Below are 16,789 nucleotides of genomic sequence, written 5' to 3'. Positions count from 1 at the left end.
TTTCCTTTTCAATTCTTTTACCAGAGGGCCAACTGGGTACTAACGCCGGTCGTATCCACACCACCCAATTCTGCATAATGATGCAGCTGGCTGAGTAATTGACGGATCGGTGGACCTGACTTGGCGTGGGTATCGGTAATCACAATAAATTCCAGCACGCGGGCACGTTCAGACTGGCGCTGTTTGCTAACACGATAACGCGGCACATCCTGGGTTAGCAAGGTCACCCGGCCACGTTTCAGATTGGCCTGTAACAAATCGGTAGCGCTGATATTACCGTCAGTTGAATAACTGGTCAGAATGAAACGTGCATTGATGGTGGCCAACAGGCTCTCGTAAGCTTCTTTAGCATATTTAGAGGAATTGTACTGGCTCGGACGCTCTTTGCGCCATGCCCGGTCAATCCCGCTCTTAAAGCCCTTGGTATCCGGAGTCGGTAAATCGGCCTGATCCCATAAGGTCAGCGCATTCAGCACATGATAATTACTGCTATAAGCATGCTGATTATACGGTGGATCCAGATAAGCTACATCTACTTCAAAGCCGCTCATCTGGTTGGCCAGATGCTGGGCATCGACACACCACATTTCTGCGGCCATTCCCTTTTTCTGATCCGACTCGCAAAAACGGCTTGGAGTCAGCCACAGCAATGATTCAATCCGTTCCAGCGCAGTTTGGGTTTTCCCGCCCCAGCCATGATGAAAGCTTTTGAAAACGCCTGAAGTATTGCTGACAAAACTGGCGGAATACAGCAAGGGTGCCAGCAAGGCAGACATTTCCACATCATCAATTGCACCTTGTGCCTGCCAGGCTGCAATCTGCTGACGGATGGCATCAATACGCATGCCGTTACGACGTTTAAAGAACAAACGATCACGGGCTGGATCATAAATTTCATCATTACGCGGACACAGGTTATGCGTCACCCAGCCTTTGACTTCAGGCAGACGGTTCAGATAATCAATTGCTTTCTGATAGCCACCGAGTTCTTTAAATGCCGGTGCTTCAGTACAGGCCAGTACCGCATGATTCAGCGCATGGCTATACGGCTCCCAATCATTGGCAATGACGCGATAACCATTCTGACGGGCCAAACGTGAAACCACGCCTGAACCTGCAAAAAAGTCAGCAAAGATCGGCGCACGACCATCAGCACGGTTCAGGGTTCCCGTACTTTCCAACGCTTCCAGAATTAAATGCAGTAAACGGCGTTTATTGCCCAGATAAGGAACCAGCTGATGGAAAAGATATTCATCGGTGGTACGTGCCGCATGGCGACGTTTATGATAAACCGTAGACTCTGAACTCATAGTGTCTCTTGAAAAGGAATTAGCCTGAAGCGCACGTCATCACCTAAGCGAGTTACATCGCACAGCTTAAATCGGAGTTGTTCGGCCATATGGCTAAATTCTGCATTAAACATGGTACGCGCAGACCGACCCAATAGGGTCGGTGCAACGTAACTGATCAGTTCATCAACCAATTTTTGTTGTAAAAATGCCGTAGATAAGGTCGCCCCTGCTTCCACCAAGACATCATAAATCTGATGCTGCTGAACCAGTTGCTTTAATAATTCTGCTAAAGGCTGTACCGGCAAGTGTAGCACACCCAGGTCTGCAAGCTCTTGACGAAATGGCCCCATGACCATCACTGTTTCAGGTTGCGCTAAAATCTTTGCACTCAGTGGCAGACGTCCCTGACGATCCAGAACAATCCGTTTCGGTTGCACCACGGTCTTGATATCTTCAACAGCATCCAGTTGACGTACATTCAGCTGACAGTCATCAGCAAGGACCGTTTCAATTCCGGTAATCACCGCGCCTGAAATCGCACGCCAATGCTGTACATCCTGACGTGCTGCTACACCGGTAATCCATTTCGATTCACCTGATGCCATCGCGGTACGGCCATCCAGGCTTGAGGCAATTTTTAAACGCACATAAGGCATACCGGTCGCCATGGCTTTCAGGAAGCCTTGATTCAGCTCATGCGCTTCATCTTCACAGATGCCAACGTCTACCTCAATGCCCGCATCTTTCAGGATCTGTACACCCTTGCCGGCCACCAGTGGATTGGGATCAGGACAGGCCACGACAACTTTAGCCACACCTGCTTCAACCAGACCCTTGGCACAAGGCGGCGTCCGGCCATAATGCGCACAAGGCTCTAAGGTAACATAAGCTGTGGCACCACGGGCCTGTTCACCGGCCTGACGTAGCGCAAAGACTTCAGCATGTGGCTGGCCTGCTTGAGGATGGAAACCTTCTCCGACAATCACACCATCTTTAACAATGACACAGCCCACATTCGGATTCGGTTTGGTGGAATATTGCCCTTGACGAGCCAATTCAATGGCCCGGCGCATCCAGACTTGGTCTTGATTCAGTTCAGCCATGCTTATTCTTGTAATTCTCGTTGTTGCATCTGTTCAATCTGATGACGAAAAGCTTCAACATCCTGAAAATCCTGATAGACTGAAGCGAAACGCACGTAAGCAACATGATCAAGTGCGAATAAAGACTGCATCACGATTTCACCAATAGTACGAGATTTCACGTCACGCTCGCCTAAACGGCGAATCTGTAGCTGGATATCGCTCAGCACTGTTTCAATCTGCTCCTGGGTCACCGGGCGTTTTTGCAAGGCATGCATCAGGGAACGACGTAATTTGGCTTCATCGAAAGGTTCATTCTTGCCATCCGACTTGATGACGCGCGGCATCACCACTTCATAGCTTTCAAAGGTGGTGAAGCGTTCATTACAACTGACACATTCACGGCGACGACGAATCTGACAGCCTTCAGCTGCCAGGCGTGAATCAATCACTTTACTGTCTGCAGTATTGCAAAATGGGCAATGCATAGCGGTTTAATTGAACAAGTCCAAATGGATTCCGAGTGTAGCAAAAATTACAAACTTTGTAGAGTTTTACGCAACATATAGAAAAAAAACAGCCCATTCGGGCTGTTTTACACTATATATTGATTATGGTGTATTTATTATTATTCGACACGTTCGCCATGTTGGCTTAAATCCAGACCCATACGCTCATCATCAGATGCCACACGGATTCCAATGATCAAGTCGATGACTTTCAGGATAATGAAGGTCATGATCGCAGAGTAAGCAATTGTCGCCAGTACCCCTTCCACTTGCACCCAAAGCTGATGCATGACATTGGCAGGGGCATTGTCACCCATGATGAATTCGCTGGCAAAGAACGCAGTTAAAATCGCACCGACAATACCACCTACACCATGCAAGCCAAAAGCATCTAAAGAATCATCGGCTTTCAATACGCGTTTCAGTGCTGTAATCCCCCAGAAACACACCACACCACCGATCAGACCCATCGCCAATGCACCGCCTACAGTCACAAAACCTGCAGCTGGAGTAATGACCACCAGACCAGCAACTGCACCCGATACGCCGCCCAGTACAGAAGCTTTACCACGTGCCAGTTTTTCAGTGATTAACCAAGAAATGGCTGCTGCTGCCGCTGCGACTTGAGTCACGATCAAAGCATAGCCTGCAGAACCGTTGGCACCTAATGCAGAACCACCGTTGAAACCGAACCAGCCTACCCAGAGTAAAGATGCACCAATTACAGTAAGGGTCAGGTTATGTGGTGCCATAGATTCACGGCCCAAGCCCATACGTTTGCCCAGCATATACGCTGCTACCAGACCGGCAACACCCGAGTTGATATGTACAACCGTACCACCAGCAAAATCAAGCGCGCCGTCGTTACCTAACCAGCCACCACCCCATACCCAGTGGGTAATTGGTGCATAGACGATCACCACCCAAAGTGCGATAAAAGCAACGAAAGCACCAAATTTCATACGTTCTGCAATCGAACCGCTGATGATGGCAACCGTAATGATGGCAAAAGTCATTTGGAAAATCACAAACAGGATTTCAGGAATCGTGCCTGAAAGTGCCTCTGTGGTAATACCGGCCAACATGAACTTATCCAGGCCACCTATAAAGGCATTGCCTTCACCGAAAGCTAGGGTATAACCAATAATCACCCAAGCAATACTGACCACCGCCGCAGCAATAAAGCTATGTGCCATCGTCGCCAGAACGTTTTTCTTGCGGACCATACCGCCATAAAATAGCGCCAAGCCAGGAATGGTCATGAGTAAAACTAGAGCGGTAGAGGTTAAAACCCAAGCGGTATCGCCGGTATCTAGAGTTGGTTCTTCTTCTGCAGGTGCTGCAGCTTCAACTGGCGCTGCTTCAGCAATTGCTGCTGTAGTGTCTGTTGTTGTATTTGTTGTATCGCCTGCTTCTTCAACAAGCACAATTTCTTCTGTCGGTGTTGTTGCTGTTGCAGCTTCTTCAGCCCATGCAACAGAACCACCAAAAAGAGCGCCGGCCATGCCGAACGCGAGTAGCATTTTTTTCATTCGTATCCCCCAACCAAGTTTTTGTGAGTTATTAGGTACTCAGCAAACTTCGTGCCAAGTTAGACAGCGTCTGCACCTGTTTCACCTGTACGAATACGGATGACTTGTTCTAAGTTAGTCACGAAAATTTTTCCGTCACCGATTTTTCCAGTGCTCGCCACACGAGTAATAGATTCAATCACCGCGTCTACCATTTCATCGCTAATCGCGATTTCAATTTTGACTTTCGGCAAGAAATCTACAACGTATTCAGCACCACGATAGAGTTCAGTATGGCCTTTTTGACGACCAAAGCCTTTCACTTCAGTTACAGTGATGCCTTGAACACCAATTTCAGACAATGCTTCGCGAACATCATCTAATTTAAAAGGTTTTACAATTGCAGTTACGAGCTTCATGTTTGTTTTCCTTCGGCTTATTTCACCAGTAAGGTTTTACGTTCAAATTTCATGCCAAGATTCCTAAGGTCGGGGGAAATTAGAAAGCCCGGCATGTGGTTTATTTATACCTTATTTTATACGGATAAAGGCTTTGAATCTTCAAAAAATAGACATTTTTTATGTGGATTTTTACAATATCTTTAATCGAATAAGTCTATATTTTGTCTGAAATACTATAGTCTGCATTTTAGCAATGCTAAACTGTGCGCTCCTTTCTACGGCGATGGATCAGACAATGATTGAAACTTTATTACAAGCAATTTTGCAGCAAGTCGAACAACCTAAGAAAGATTTGGAACATAATATCCGTGCCTTGTTAAATGAAGCTGTGGCGAAAATGGATTTGGTGTCTAAAGAAGAAATAGAACGTCAGCATACTGCCCTAAATAATGCCAATCATCGCCTGAATGATTTGCTCAAACAGGTGGAAGCATTAGAAGAGAGAATTTCGAACAAAAAATAAGCACAACTACAGTGCATAAAAGACACCAGAACTATAAAAATAACGCACCATATTGGAACAATAATAATGTCTTTTGCTAAAATTTATACGCGAGGCTTGCTGGGCCTGCATGCGCCTTTAATTGAAGTCGAAGTTCATGTCAGTTCGGGTATGCCTTCACTCACTATAGTGGGGCTTCCCGAAGCAGCGGTACGTGAAAGTAAAGACCGGGTACGCTCTGCCATTTTGAATAGCGGCTTTCAATTTCCGACCAAACGTCTGACCATTAATCTGGCGCCAGCAGATCTACCGAAAGATGGATCACGTCTGGATTTACCGATTGCATTAGGCATTTTAGTGGCTTCAGGCCAGCTGCCTGAAGATTGTACTGAGCATCTGGAGTTTATTGGCGAGTTGGCCCTCGATGGTCAATTACGTCCTGTCAGCGGCACCTTAAGTATTGCCATTGCCTGTCAAAGTGACCAGCATCAACTGATTTTGCCTGGCCCCAATGCACAGGAAGCCTGTCAGCTCCCAGACTTTAAAGTCTTTGCAGCCAATCATTTAAAAGAAGTGTGTGAACATCTTTCCCAAGCGCAGCGCTTGCCGCAAATAGAAGCCGGCCCACTCGCTACAGACCATTTTTATAAGTTTGATCTTGCGGATGTAAAAGGACAATTACGACCACGGCGTGCTTTAGAAATTGCCGCGGCAGGTGGTCATTCCCTGCTGTTCCGAGGCCCCCCTGGAACAGGCAAGACCTTGCTAGCTTCTCGATTGGCCAGTATTTTACCGCCCTTAAAGACGCAGGAAAATCTGGAAGTGGCCAGTATTTATTCGGTGGCGAATGCCAATCACCCTTTTGGGCAACGGCCTTTTCGAGCACCGCACCATACTGCTTCTGCAGTAGCATTGGTCGGTGGCGGCTCACACCCCAAACCAGGAGAAATTACCCTGGCACATTTAGGGGTTTTATTTCTGGACGAGCTACCAGAATTTGACCGTAAAGTTTTGGAAGTCTTACGGCAGCCTTTGGAGGCAAAGGAAATTGTTATTTCCCGGGCATCACGCCAAATTACCTTTCCGGCTAATTTCCAGTTAGTAGCTGCCATGAATCCCTGTCCATGTGGGTATGCATTCAATCAGGATATCCGTTGCCAATGTTCGCCGGAAAGTATTAAGCGCTATCAGAACCGGATTTCAGGCCCCCTGCTGGATCGGATTGATTTGCATATTGATGTACCGCCATTACAGGCGCATGAGCTACAGGACAATCGACCCGCCGAAGACTCCGAAACGGTCAGACAGCGCGTCATTGCAGCCTATGAAATTCAGATGCAACGGCAAAATACCTTGAATATGAGTTTGAGTCCAAAACAGCTAGAGCAATATGCCGCATTAGATCAGTCTGCCCAGAAGATGCTTGAAATAGCTCAGCAAAAACTGAATTTATCAGCACGTGGCTATCATCGGGTCTTGCGTGTTGCACGCACCATTGCCGATTTAAATCAAAGTCCAGATATTCAAAGTCAGCATCTTTCGGAGGCCCTGTCTTATCGCGGGCAGCAGCAGATTTAGGTCATTAAAAAAGGCGACCTAAGGTCGCCTTTTTATCTAAAGAGAATTAGAAGCTATAACCGAGTCCAAATACGACTTTATTCTTTTGTTTTTCATCAAAACGGTCATAACCACCCAAAATATAATTCATGCTTGCAGTTACACCTGTGTCACCAAGTGGCTTGCTTAAACCGATGTCAAAATGACGGAAGCCAAAATTTTCCGTGGTTCCTTCAATAAAGTCACCTGATTTTTCATAAGCATATAAACCTAAAGCAGTATCCAAGCTAAAATCTTGTGGTAAAGCATAGCTATAAGTGGCTTTTAAATAGGTATCACCTGCATTGCCCCAAGTGGTATCTTCAAGAAGGGTTTGTGCTGTAACGCCCAAATCTTTATAGCTCATACCCAATAACAGCTCAAATCCATCAGAATTGACATCAGATTCATAATAATAATAGTAGGTCGTACCGATCGTTAAACCTAAGTCATCATTGACTGCATGGCTATAGCCAGCATAGAAGTTATTTTCGAAAGCATCACGTCCTTCTTCAGACAAAGGGTAATCTAGCGTAGATCCCCACCAACCTGCATAGAAGCCAGACGCATGGTTATAATCAAGTCCACCTTGTAAGGTAGCGCCGCTATTTTCAGGAATGTTAGTAATACCACGCAAGTTATAGCTCGAAAGTACGCTGATATTTCCAGATACCGTATGTTCAGCAACAGGTTCTTCAGCAAAAGTAAAAGAAGATACAGCGCCCAATAAAGCAAGAGATAATACTTTTAATGTTAATTTCATTGTGTGGCTCCCCCCAGATCGTCTGAGACGTTTTTATGATCATTGATTAAACTCAAGCTCAAAATTTGCAAGAGCTATGCCAATCTGGCTAAAAGGAACCAAAATAATAAATCTAAAAAGAGAAATAAAATTTAAATCATTGTTTTTAAATTAAAATTTAAATTATGAAAAATTGAATTATCTAGGCTTTCCCTTAAATAAATGTATTTAAGGGTATTTCTTCACTTTTTTAATACTTATACATAATCATTTACGATTTGCCCCATTTTGATTCTATTTTTGTAATGATTAAAATTTGTGCTAAAAAGTAGTGCGTAATTTTTAATCATATTTTTCGCACGTTTCAAAATAAATAAGCTGATCACATTCATTTCACCACTTTAGAAATATCATTTATAATTTCCAATAAAATTATGTTTTTACTAACTTTTTACCGATAGGTTAGAAATTAATCACCTCAAATCCTTGCTATTGTTTAATTTGAGTTAAAAAAATCTAAACTTTAGTGGAATATATCCAATAAAAAATGACATTTTTTCAGCAATTCTTATACAATTCCTAAAAAATTCCGATCAATTTGTATAAGGCTCTCTTCCCAATGCAAAATTCAAAAAAATTAACATTAGCAGTTTTGATTCAGGCTGCTTTGGTTTCTACCGCTTTCGCTAGCGAGCAAAGCGAGTCTAAAGGTTTTGTAGAAGATGCTGAAGGTTCTGTACTTTTCCGTACCGGCTATTTGCACCGTGACAAGAAAAATAACGTACCAAATACGAACTCATTTGCACAAACTGCGATTGTTAAACTAGACTCTGGCTTTACTCAAGGTACTGTAGGCTTTGGTGCTGGTATTATTGGTGATGCTTCATTTAAATTGGGTGAAAATGGTCATACTGGCAATGATATGATCCCAGTCCACCCTCAAAATAATGCTGATGGTACTAAAGATGCTTATGACCACTGGGCTCGTGGCGGTGCATATGTGAAAGCTCGTGTATCAAATACGACTGCGACTTACGGTACTCAGGTTTTAGACTTACCTGTACTTGCAAGCAATACTGCGCGTTTAGTGCCTGAATACTATACTGGCGTATTGGTTCAAAGTAACGAAATTGAAAACTTAAACCTGATTGCTGGTAAATTCACAGAAAATCAGCTTTCCAACCAAATCAATTCCGATGGTGCAAAGCTGGATCGTGCAGTGGTTTGGGGCGCGAAATATAAATTTAATGATGCAGTTAATGCTTCTTATTATGGTACAGACATTAAAGACCGCTTAGACCGCCACTATGTTAATGCCAACTATAGCTATGCATTGGCAGATAAAAGCACATTAACTCATGATTTCAGTGGTTACCATACAAAATGGGATAAAGAAGCAAATCCATATCTTTATTCTCAAATCGGCTCACCAGATGATTCATTCGATAATACTATTTTAGCTTTATCTACAACTTATAATCATGGTCCACATAATGTCATGCTTGCTTACCAGCAAAATTTTGGTAACACTGGCTATGACTATGGTTTGGGTACAGGCGTAGGTGATGGTAAACAATCGATTTATATGCCGAATTCATACCTGTCTGACTTTATTGGTAATGACGAAAAATCAGCGCAACTTCAATATACATTTGACTTTGGTGCTGTAAATGTTCCTGGATTATCTTGGACATCTGCTTTTGTTTATGGTTGGGATATTAAAGCTACTAACAATGCAGGTACTATGATCAGTGATAATGAGCATGAGCGCGAATTCTTTAACCAAGTGAAATATACTGTTCAGTCTGGTTTTGCGAAAGATGCAAGCTTACGTCTTCGTCATTCTTACTACCGTGCAAGTGATGATTATCAATCTAACTACATTGGTGACACTAATGAATGGCGTATCTGGTTAGACATTCCTGTGAAATTATTCTAATTCACACGAATTTCAAGCCATAAAAAAACCTGCACAATGTGCAGGTTTTTTTATTCCAGGCTTTAAAAAGTTAAACCCTAGACGACAAAAAGCAATTATTTATGTGCTTCTGCATAAGCAGCAATTGAGTCCAGTACTTCTTGTTTCGCAACATCAGCACCTTCCCAACCACTGAGCTTGACCCATTTTCCTGGCTCTAAATCTTTGTAGTGCTGGAAGAAATGTTCGATCTGGCTAATCAACAATGGAGGAAGATCAGTATATTCCTGAACATCTTTGTAGATTGGAGTCAGTTTGTCATGTGGAACTGCAACCAGTTTCGCATCAACACCACCGTCATCTTCCATGTTCAATTTACCGACAGGACGGCAACGAATCACAGAACCTGGCTCTACTGGATGAGGCGTTACAACCAGTACGTCTAATGGATCACCATCAAGCGATAGTGTGTTTGGTACATAACCGTAGTTTGCTGGGTAGAACATTGCTGTACCCATGAAACGGTCTACAAATAACGCATCAGAATCTTTATCGATTTCGTATTTGATTGGTGCTGCATTTGCAGGAATTTCGATGATCACATAGATATCGTTTGGCGCATCTTTACCCGCTGGGATATTGCTGTAGCTCATAGCATCACTCTTTAACAAGTTATATCTTTTAAAAAACCGCGACAATTATAACGGTTTTTAAAGATTTTTTTGGATTTTAAAATATCGAACTGTAAATATGTCCGCAGACCTGATGACTTAAACCAACTTGATGATCAGCAGCAATAAGGTCACAGGACATAACATCGAGAGCAACCATACGATAGAGCGTAAAGTCGCCCAGTTGGCCAGATAGCAGATTCCGTACAACACACGAAAAACCAGATAAGCCACACCAAAAATCATGACCAAATCTTGTGATATCACCAGGTACTCTGCCATCAAGATCGCAGCAATAAAGAGTGGCAAACTTTCAAAGCTATTCTGCTGGGCAGCATTGGCGCGACTGGCCAAGCCTGAAGACTTTTCTAAAAATGCCCGTGGATTCTGATTGTCTTTGCTGCTGAAGCCTGCTGATTTTTTTGCAATCAATGTAAACACATAAGGCAAAAGACAAGCGGCCAAAATGAGATAAATAACCCCACTAATGCTGTGCATCTGTTTTTTCTCATGAAAATTTTATCTCTATCATAGCATGGCATTTCGTGAATAAATTTTGTTAAATAAAGTGCTTTTTATTACTTGTTAAGGATTCACTATGGTCGCGCCTGATCAAAATGAAATGTTCGATATCCTCGAGAAACAACGCCAGCATCAATGTCAAGTGGATCGCGTATTAAAAATTGTCCTGCCGATTGTGGCATTTCTGATGGCCGTCATTTGTGCCAATATGAATATCTGGTCGCCAATCTTTACCTTTGCCATTTTATGGATTGCCTTTTATTTCGTAGGTATCAAGCGTATGCCTCTCTGGCACTGGCTGGTCGCGATTCTGGTGTATTGCTTGATCGACAACATTCTAAGTTATGGCAGCTTTAATCAAACCGGATTTACCCGCCAGTTCGGTACCATGTTTATTTTCTTGGGAGTAGTCGGCGTAGGTCGTCCTTATTTTGATCGCTGGTTAATGAAAAAATAAAAAGTCCAAATCAAAAAAAGCGCCTGATGGCGCTTTTTTTTCTTACAGGTATTAGGCTGTTTTACGTAAATCTTTACGCAGGATTTTACCTACGTTGGATTTTGGCAATTCATCCATAAACTCGACATAACGTGGACGTTTATAACCGGTCAGGTTTTCTTTAGCGAATGCTAAAACTTCTTCTGTGGTTAAAGACGGATCTTTTTTCACAACAAACAGTTTTGGCACTTCACCCGATTTTTCATCTGGCACACCAATCGCAGCCACTTCCAGTACTTTTGGATGAGTTGCTACAACTTCTTCAATTTCAGATGGATAGACGTTAAAACCAGACACTAGAATCATGTCTTTCTTACGGTCTACAATTTTCACATAACCACGTGAATCCATGACACCGATATCACCGGTACGGAAGAAGCCATTCACCATGACTTTTTCAGTTTCATCCGGACGGTTCCAATAGCCTTTCATGACCTGAGGACCACGGATTGAAATTTCACCTTGCTCACCCAGTGGAACTTCATTGCCTTCATCATCCAGAATAGCCACTTCAGTCAATGGTAATGGAATACCAATAGTGCCACTGAATTCTTCAGACGCAGGTGGGTTTGCTGTTGCCACCGGAGAAGTTTCAGACAAACCATAGCCTTCAACGATATTGGTTCCGGTAACTTTCTTCCATGCTGCTGCAGTAGAAGGAAGTACGGCCATACCGCCGCCCATCGCCATTTTCAGTTTACTATGATCAAGTTGCTTAAACTCTTCATTGTTTACCAGCGCATTGAAAAGTGTGTTCACTGCCGGGAAGAAAGTCGGCTGGTATTTACGTAGCTCTTTCATCACCGCTGGTAAATCACGCGGGTTTGGAATCAGAACATTCGCCTGACCTTTGTACATACCGTAAAGTGCGCATACCATGAATGCAAAGATATGATAAAGCGGCAATGCACAGAAAATACGGTCATCTGGCTGACCATCTTGCGCACCAAATTTACTCTGGAAGATGCCGTCACACTGCAGCATGTTCGCAACCAGGTTACGATGTGTCAGTTCAGCGCCTTTAGATACGCCTGTGGTACCACCTGTGTATTGAAGAACTGCTGTATCGCTAAGGGTCAATTCAGGGCGTTTATAGTTACTTGGATTAACTTTAGATAACGCCGCATTAAATCTCACATGGCCTGGAATATCCCAAGCTGGAATTTGCTTGCGCACAGAACGCAAGACAAAATTTACCAAAGTTCCTTTCAAGGCACCCAGCATGTCACCGACAGAAGCGACCACGACATGCTTCACTGGTGTTTTACCAATAATCGCTTGATAAACAGAAGCAAAGTTTTCAATAATCACCAGTACTTCAGCACCTGAGTCATTCAATTGATGCTCAAGTTCACGCGATGTGTAGAGTGGATTCACGTTGACCAATACCAAACCTGCGCGGAACACCCCAAGTGCCACAACCGGATACTGAAGAACGTTTGGCATCATCACTGCCACACGTGAACCTTTTGCCAACCCCAAGCTTTGTAGATAAGTTGCAAACTTACGGCTCGCCTCTTCCAGTTCATTGAAAGTCATTGCCTTATCCATAAAGATAAAGGCATCACGCGAGCCGAATTTTTGGAAATTACGCTCAAAAATATCTACTAGAGAAGTATTTTCTGCTGGTAATTCTACTGTTTCTGGAATCCCTGTTTTTTGGTATTCAGCAAACCAAATTTTTTCCATAATGGCCATCTCTCCAATCATAATCCTTAGTATTTCAACTGTTTTTTTCAATATCACACGCCATTTTTAGACTTGTATATGTGCGATATTGCATCCATCTTGTTGAATCGTTGTTCATATATAACGTATTTCGCAGGATGGATGCTAGTCTTATCTTTGAATCAACAGTTTATTTGCTTTTTGATATCCGCGTGGTAAAAGCTGTCCTTTTGCACCGCGCTTGCCGATATATTTGCGCAAATCATCCCCTTTTAATTTTAACTGCTGTTGTCCTGCAAGCACTTGAATTATTTCATCAAGCTTCAATAGTGTCATGGACAAAATTTGATCACCATCTTCAAGTTGTATCAATTTATTTCCTTTACCTTTGTTCAATACAGGTAATTCTGCTAAATCGACAATCAACAGACGTCCTGCTGAACTGAGCAGTGCAACATGTGTAGCATCTTCGAGCGGCTGCAGGTTCATGACCTCTGCCCCTTCAGATAAATTCAGGAAAGCTTTTCCGGCTTTGGCACTGGTATCCAGCTGCTTGGCCTGGGTTTTAAAGCCATAGCCTTTGTTGCTTGCTGCTAGAATTTCAGTTTCATCCTCTGCCACCAGAACCTGTTTAAAACCGACCCCGCTGCCTGGAGACAGTTTTGAACTGAGCGGTTCGCCGAGACCACGCGCAGATGGTAGCGTATTGATGGCCAAGGCATAGCTACGGCCAGTGTCATCTAATACATAAACGCGTTGATTGGATTTGCCCTGTGCATGACTCAAATACTGATCACCAGCACGGAAATTCAGATTTTCTGCATCAACTTCATGGCCTTTGGCACAGCGAATCCAGCCAGCTTCTGATAACACCACCGTCACCGGATCGGCCGGCAACATTTCAGTTTCATTGATTGCAGCAGCTTCGGCACGCTGTACGATTGACGAACGGCGATCATCACCAAATTTCTTGGCATCGTCTTTCAGTTCAGAAATAATCAGGCTTTTTAAAGATTCCGGATTGGCCAGTTGTTCACGAATTACTGCAGCTTTCGCTTCCAGCTCTTCCTGTTCGCGGCGCATTTCCATTTCTTCAAGCTTGGCCAAATGACGCAATTTCAGTTCCAGAATCGCTTCGGCCTGAATCTCGTCAATATTAAAACGCTGCATCAGTACCGGCTTGGGCTGATCTTCTTCACGAATAATCTGAATCACTTCGTCAATATTTAGATAAGCAATGATCAGACCACCAAGAATATGCAGGCGTTTTTCGATCTTGTTCAGATGATATTGCAGACGGCGTGTTACCGTGGTTTTACGGATTTCAATCCATTCCAGCAAAATACGACGAATTGATTTCACCTGTGGACGGCCATCGGCACCAATCATGTTCATATTGACACGATAACTGGATTCCAGATCGGTGGTGGCAAACAAGTGACTCATCACCGATTCGGCATCAATACGATTCGAACGCAGAACAATGACTAAACGGGTGGGATTGACATGATCTGACTCATCCCGTACATCACTGACCAAAGGCAGTTTTTTGGCCTGCATCTGATCGGCAATCTGAGTGATGATTTTGGAGCCTGAGACCTGATATGGCAGTTCGGTGATGATAATTTCGTTTTTATCGACGCTATAGACCGCACGCATGCGATAACTGCCACGACCTGTGGTCTGAATTTTTAACAGTTCAGCAGGCGGGGTGATAATTTCGGCTTTGGTCGGCAAGTCTGGCGCAGGAATATATTCTGCGATTTTTTCATCGGTCAGGTTCGGATTACGAATTAGCGCAATCGTCCCTTTGACCACTTCACGCAGGTTATGCGGTGGAATGTCTGTGGCCATACCGACAGCAATACCAGTGGTGCCATTCAGCAAGATGTTCGGTACACGGGCTGGCAAATTCACCGGTTCTTTCATCGAACCATCAAAGTTGTCCTGCCATTCACAGGTGCCCTGACCCAGTTCAGACAGCAACAGTTCGCTGTACTGGGAAAGCTTGGCTTCGGTATAACGCATCGCCGCGAAAGACTTCGGATCATCCGGTGAACCCCAGTTACCCTGCCCCTCAATAAACGGGTAACGATAACTAAAGGGCTGTGCCATCAGCACCATGGCTTCATAGCAGGCCGAGTCACCATGCGGATGGTATTTACCCAATACGTCACCAACAGTACGTGCCGATTTCTTCGGTTTGCTGGTCCATTTCAGGCCCAGCTCACTCATGGCATAGACAATCCGGCGCTGTACCGGTTTCAGGCCATCGCTAATATGAGGGAGTGCCCGATCCATAATCACGTACATGGCGTAATTCAGATAAGCTTGTTCGGTAAATTCTGCTACGGAGCGGTTTTCTGTCGCATGATGCGCAAGGCTTGTCATAACAACCTATAGTCCTAAATAATTCGTTTTTGTATCAATGTTTCTTATGCTAAGTCGTGGCTGTAGATGACACAAGGGCATCAAATCGTTCAGCGCGACAATTTGTGTCTTATGGCCTAAAAATATCCACTTTATAGGCCCTAAGCAACTAAAAAATCATTCCCTTTATAAGCCCATCGATTCGAGGGTCTTGCCTTTGGTTTCTTCACCCAAGACCAGAATCACAATCGCGACAGCGACCAGAACTGCCGTAAACATGGTAAAGACATAGCTAAAGCCATTCGGCATACCCATCAGATGGGTTACAGCAAAAGGTGCCGCGATACCGCCAATCCGGCCAACAGCCCCGGCCCAGCCTGAACCAAAGGCACGGATATTGGTCGGATATTGTTCCGGCGTATAAGTATAGAGTACGCCCCAGGCACCCAGATTAAAGAAGGACATCAGACAGCCCCAAATCACGATTTCAGTAACACTACCCGACTGACCAAAGAAATAGGCAGAAATCGCGCACATGCCAATAAAGCCGGCCAAAGTCGGCTTACGACCGAGTTTTTCGACCAGCCATGCCGCCACCAGATAACCGGGCAACTGCGCCAGAATCATAATCAGCACATATTCAAAAGACTGGACAATGCTATAGCCTTCTTTGACCAGTAAACTTGGCAACCAGGTAAAGATGCCATAATAGGAAAAGATAATACCGAACCAGATCAGCCAGAGCATAAGCGTACGGCGCGCAAAGATACCCGACCATAACTGGGAAAATGAAATATTCTGCTTCTCTGCGACCGGTTTCACTTCAAAAATTTCATAGACTTGAACGCCACATTGACGCTCAATCTTTTTCACCAGTGCCGAAGCTTCCTCTATACGGCCACGGTTAATCAGGAAAGGAATAGATTCCGGCACCATTTTCCAGATCACGATGGCATACAGCGCAGGCAGGCCACCAATCATGAAAGCGGTTTGCCAGCCAAAATCTGGAATGATAAAGCGCGATACTAGCGCCGCGACCAGCCAGCCCAGCCCCCAAAAACTTTCCAGCAAGACAATAAAACGGCCACGTACATGCGCAGGAATATATTCACTGACCAGCGTTACGGCCACGGGTAGCTGACCACCCAAGCCCAAACCGACGATAAAACGGAATACCAGCAGCCAGGTCAGATCCGGTGCAAAAGCACAAGCTGCAGTGGCCAGGCTATAAATGACCAGGGTCGCAGCAAAGACTGTTTTACGGCCAAAACGGTCTGCCAGGCCACCTGAACAAATCGCCCCGATCGCCATGCCGACAAAACCGATCGACACCACCCAGCTTTTTTGATCGGCAGTCATCTGCCAGTCTTCAGCCATTTTGGCCAGGATAAAGGAAATCAATCCGGTATCCATCGCATCAAACATCCAGCCCAGTCCAATCACCACCAGCAAGGTGTAGTGAAACCTACCAATCGGTAAGCGTTGTATGCGAGAAACTAAATCCATAAC

The 16,789-nt window shown here is 44.4% G+C and carries 15 protein-coding genes; 4 read left to right on the top strand and 11 right to left on the bottom strand.

Annotated elements, in window-relative coordinates; genetic code table 11:
* Positions 1-17: 17 nt before the first annotated feature.
* From PYW33_RS01160 to glnK, 5 genes are all read right to left on the bottom strand, one after another.
* The gene (locus PYW33_RS01160) at positions 18-1,310 is read right to left on the bottom strand and encodes a DNA adenine methylase (RefSeq protein ID WP_004644908.1); all 1,293 of its coding nucleotides are present in this window, start codon (positions 1,308-1,310) and stop codon (positions 18-20) included.
* A complete protein-coding gene (ribD, locus tag PYW33_RS01155; protein ID WP_004644907.1) occupies positions 1,307-2,395 on the bottom strand; it encodes a bifunctional diaminohydroxyphosphoribosylaminopyrimidine deaminase/5-amino-6-(5-phosphoribosylamino)uracil reductase RibD in 1,089 nt (362 codons plus the stop codon). Before ribD ends, PYW33_RS01160 begins: the two co-directional genes overlap by 4 nt.
* A 2-nt stretch (positions 2,396-2,397) precedes the next feature.
* The gene (gene nrdR, locus PYW33_RS01150; protein WP_004281044.1) at positions 2,398-2,862 is read right to left on the bottom strand and encodes a transcriptional regulator NrdR; all 465 of its coding nucleotides are present in this window, start codon (positions 2,860-2,862) and stop codon (positions 2,398-2,400) included.
* Between the two features lie 140 nt (positions 2,863-3,002).
* A complete protein-coding gene (locus PYW33_RS01145) occupies positions 3,003-4,415 on the bottom strand; it encodes an ammonium transporter (protein WP_004644905.1) in 1,413 nt (470 codons plus the stop codon).
* A 59-nt stretch (positions 4,416-4,474) separates the two neighbouring features.
* Positions 4,475-4,813 carry a P-II family nitrogen regulator gene (gene glnK, locus PYW33_RS01140; protein ID WP_004281042.1) on the bottom strand — a complete coding sequence of 113 codons (339 nt, stop codon included), beginning with the start codon at positions 4,811-4,813 and terminating at the stop codon, positions 4,475-4,477.
* A 277-nt stretch (positions 4,814-5,090) separates the two neighbouring features.
* Between glnK and PYW33_RS01135 the strand changes: the two genes are divergently transcribed.
* Positions 5,091-5,318, top strand: coding sequence for an accessory factor UbiK family protein (locus PYW33_RS01135; protein ID WP_004644904.1), 228 nt, complete (start codon positions 5,091-5,093; stop codon positions 5,316-5,318).
* 66 nt (positions 5,319-5,384) lie between these two features.
* Positions 5,385-6,875 carry a YifB family Mg chelatase-like AAA ATPase gene (locus PYW33_RS01130; protein WP_004644903.1) on the top strand — a complete coding sequence of 497 codons (1,491 nt, stop codon included), beginning with the start codon at positions 5,385-5,387 and terminating at the stop codon, positions 6,873-6,875.
* Positions 6,876-6,921: 46 nt separating this feature from the next.
* Here the strand turns inward: PYW33_RS01130 and PYW33_RS01125 are convergent, their stop codons facing one another.
* On the bottom strand, positions 6,922-7,656 hold the full coding sequence (locus PYW33_RS01125; RefSeq protein WP_004644902.1) for a TorF family putative porin: 735 nt from the start codon (positions 7,654-7,656) through the stop codon (positions 6,922-6,924).
* A 598-nt stretch (positions 7,657-8,254) separates the two neighbouring features.
* Here PYW33_RS01125 and PYW33_RS01120 point away from each other — a divergent pair.
* Positions 8,255-9,574, top strand: a complete 1,320-nt coding sequence (locus PYW33_RS01120) for an OprD family outer membrane porin (protein ID WP_004644901.1) — start codon at positions 8,255-8,257, stop codon at positions 9,572-9,574.
* A 95-nt stretch (positions 9,575-9,669) separates the two neighbouring features.
* Here PYW33_RS01120 and ppa read toward each other — a convergent pair whose 3' ends face one another.
* Positions 9,670-10,206, bottom strand: a complete 537-nt coding sequence (gene ppa / locus PYW33_RS01115; RefSeq protein ID WP_004644900.1) for an inorganic diphosphatase — start codon at positions 10,204-10,206, stop codon at positions 9,670-9,672.
* 117 nt (positions 10,207-10,323) lie between these two features.
* Positions 10,324-10,722: an MAPEG family protein gene (locus tag PYW33_RS01110; protein ID WP_004644899.1), complete on the bottom strand. Its 399-nt coding sequence runs from the start codon at positions 10,720-10,722 to the stop codon at positions 10,324-10,326.
* Positions 10,723-10,822: 100 nt separating this feature from the next.
* Here PYW33_RS01110 and PYW33_RS01105 point away from each other — a divergent pair, with 100 nt between their 5' ends.
* The gene (locus PYW33_RS01105) at positions 10,823-11,203 is read left to right on the top strand and encodes a hypothetical protein (protein ID WP_004644898.1); all 381 of its coding nucleotides are present in this window, start codon (positions 10,823-10,825) and stop codon (positions 11,201-11,203) included.
* Positions 11,204-11,254: 51 nt separating this feature from the next.
* Here the strand turns inward: PYW33_RS01105 and PYW33_RS01100 are convergent, their stop codons facing one another.
* From PYW33_RS01100 to niaP, 3 genes are all read right to left on the bottom strand, one after another.
* Complete coding sequence (locus PYW33_RS01100; protein ID WP_004644897.1) at positions 11,255-12,931, bottom strand: long-chain-fatty-acid--CoA ligase; 1,677 nt, start codon at positions 12,929-12,931, stop codon at positions 11,255-11,257.
* 150 nt (positions 12,932-13,081) lie between these two features.
* A complete protein-coding gene (parC, locus tag PYW33_RS01095) occupies positions 13,082-15,301 on the bottom strand; it encodes a DNA topoisomerase IV subunit A (protein ID WP_004644896.1) in 2,220 nt (739 codons plus the stop codon).
* 165 nt (positions 15,302-15,466) lie between these two features.
* Positions 15,467-16,786 carry a niacin transporter NiaP gene (niaP, locus tag PYW33_RS01090; protein ID WP_004644895.1) on the bottom strand — a complete coding sequence of 440 codons (1,320 nt, stop codon included), beginning with the start codon at positions 16,784-16,786 and terminating at the stop codon, positions 15,467-15,469.
* Positions 16,787-16,789 lie beyond the last annotated feature (3 nt).

It is taken from the genome of Acinetobacter lwoffii (assembly GCF_029024105.1).
Taxonomy (GTDB): Bacteria; Pseudomonadota; Gammaproteobacteria; order Pseudomonadales; family Moraxellaceae; genus Acinetobacter; species Acinetobacter lwoffii.
The sequence above is the reverse complement of the archived record's forward strand: the minus strand, read 5'-3'. Positions and strand labels throughout refer to the sequence as shown.

Excerpts from the sequence above, each read along its gene's own strand:
- glnK (WP_004281042.1), bottom strand. The coding sequence starts at position 4,813 with ATGAAGCTCGTAACTGCAATTGTAAAACCTTTTAAATTAGATGATGTT.
- PYW33_RS01130 (WP_004644903.1), top strand. The coding sequence starts at position 5,385 with ATGTCTTTTGCTAAAATTTATACGCGAGGCTTGCTGGGCCTGCATGCG.
- ribD (WP_004644907.1), bottom strand. The coding sequence starts at position 2,395 with ATGGCTGAACTGAATCAAGACCAAGTCTGGATGCGCCGGGCCATTGAA.
- ppa (WP_004644900.1), bottom strand. The coding sequence starts at position 10,206 with ATGAGCTACAGCAATATCCCAGCGGGTAAAGATGCGCCAAACGATATC.
- parC (WP_004644896.1), bottom strand. The coding sequence starts at position 15,301 with ATGACAAGCCTTGCGCATCATGCGACAGAAAACCGCTCCGTAGCAGAA.
- PYW33_RS01160 (WP_004644908.1), bottom strand. The coding sequence starts at position 1,310 with ATGAGTTCAGAGTCTACGGTTTATCATAAACGTCGCCATGCGGCACGT.
- PYW33_RS01125 (WP_004644902.1), bottom strand. The coding sequence starts at position 7,656 with ATGAAATTAACATTAAAAGTATTATCTCTTGCTTTATTGGGCGCTGTA.
- niaP (WP_004644895.1), bottom strand. The coding sequence starts at position 16,786 with ATGGATTTAGTTTCTCGCATACAACGCTTACCGATTGGTAGGTTTCAC.
- PYW33_RS01110 (WP_004644899.1), bottom strand. The coding sequence starts at position 10,722 with ATGCACAGCATTAGTGGGGTTATTTATCTCATTTTGGCCGCTTGTCTT.
- PYW33_RS01135 (WP_004644904.1), top strand. The coding sequence starts at position 5,091 with ATGATTGAAACTTTATTACAAGCAATTTTGCAGCAAGTCGAACAACCT.
- PYW33_RS01105 (WP_004644898.1), top strand. The coding sequence starts at position 10,823 with ATGGTCGCGCCTGATCAAAATGAAATGTTCGATATCCTCGAGAAACAA.
- PYW33_RS01100 (WP_004644897.1), bottom strand. The coding sequence starts at position 12,931 with ATGGAAAAAATTTGGTTTGCTGAATACCAAAAAACAGGGATTCCAGAA.
- PYW33_RS01145 (WP_004644905.1), bottom strand. The coding sequence starts at position 4,415 with ATGAAAAAAATGCTACTCGCGTTCGGCATGGCCGGCGCTCTTTTTGGT.
- PYW33_RS01120 (WP_004644901.1), top strand. The coding sequence starts at position 8,255 with ATGCAAAATTCAAAAAAATTAACATTAGCAGTTTTGATTCAGGCTGCT.
- nrdR (WP_004281044.1), bottom strand. The coding sequence starts at position 2,862 with ATGCATTGCCCATTTTGCAATACTGCAGACAGTAAAGTGATTGATTCA.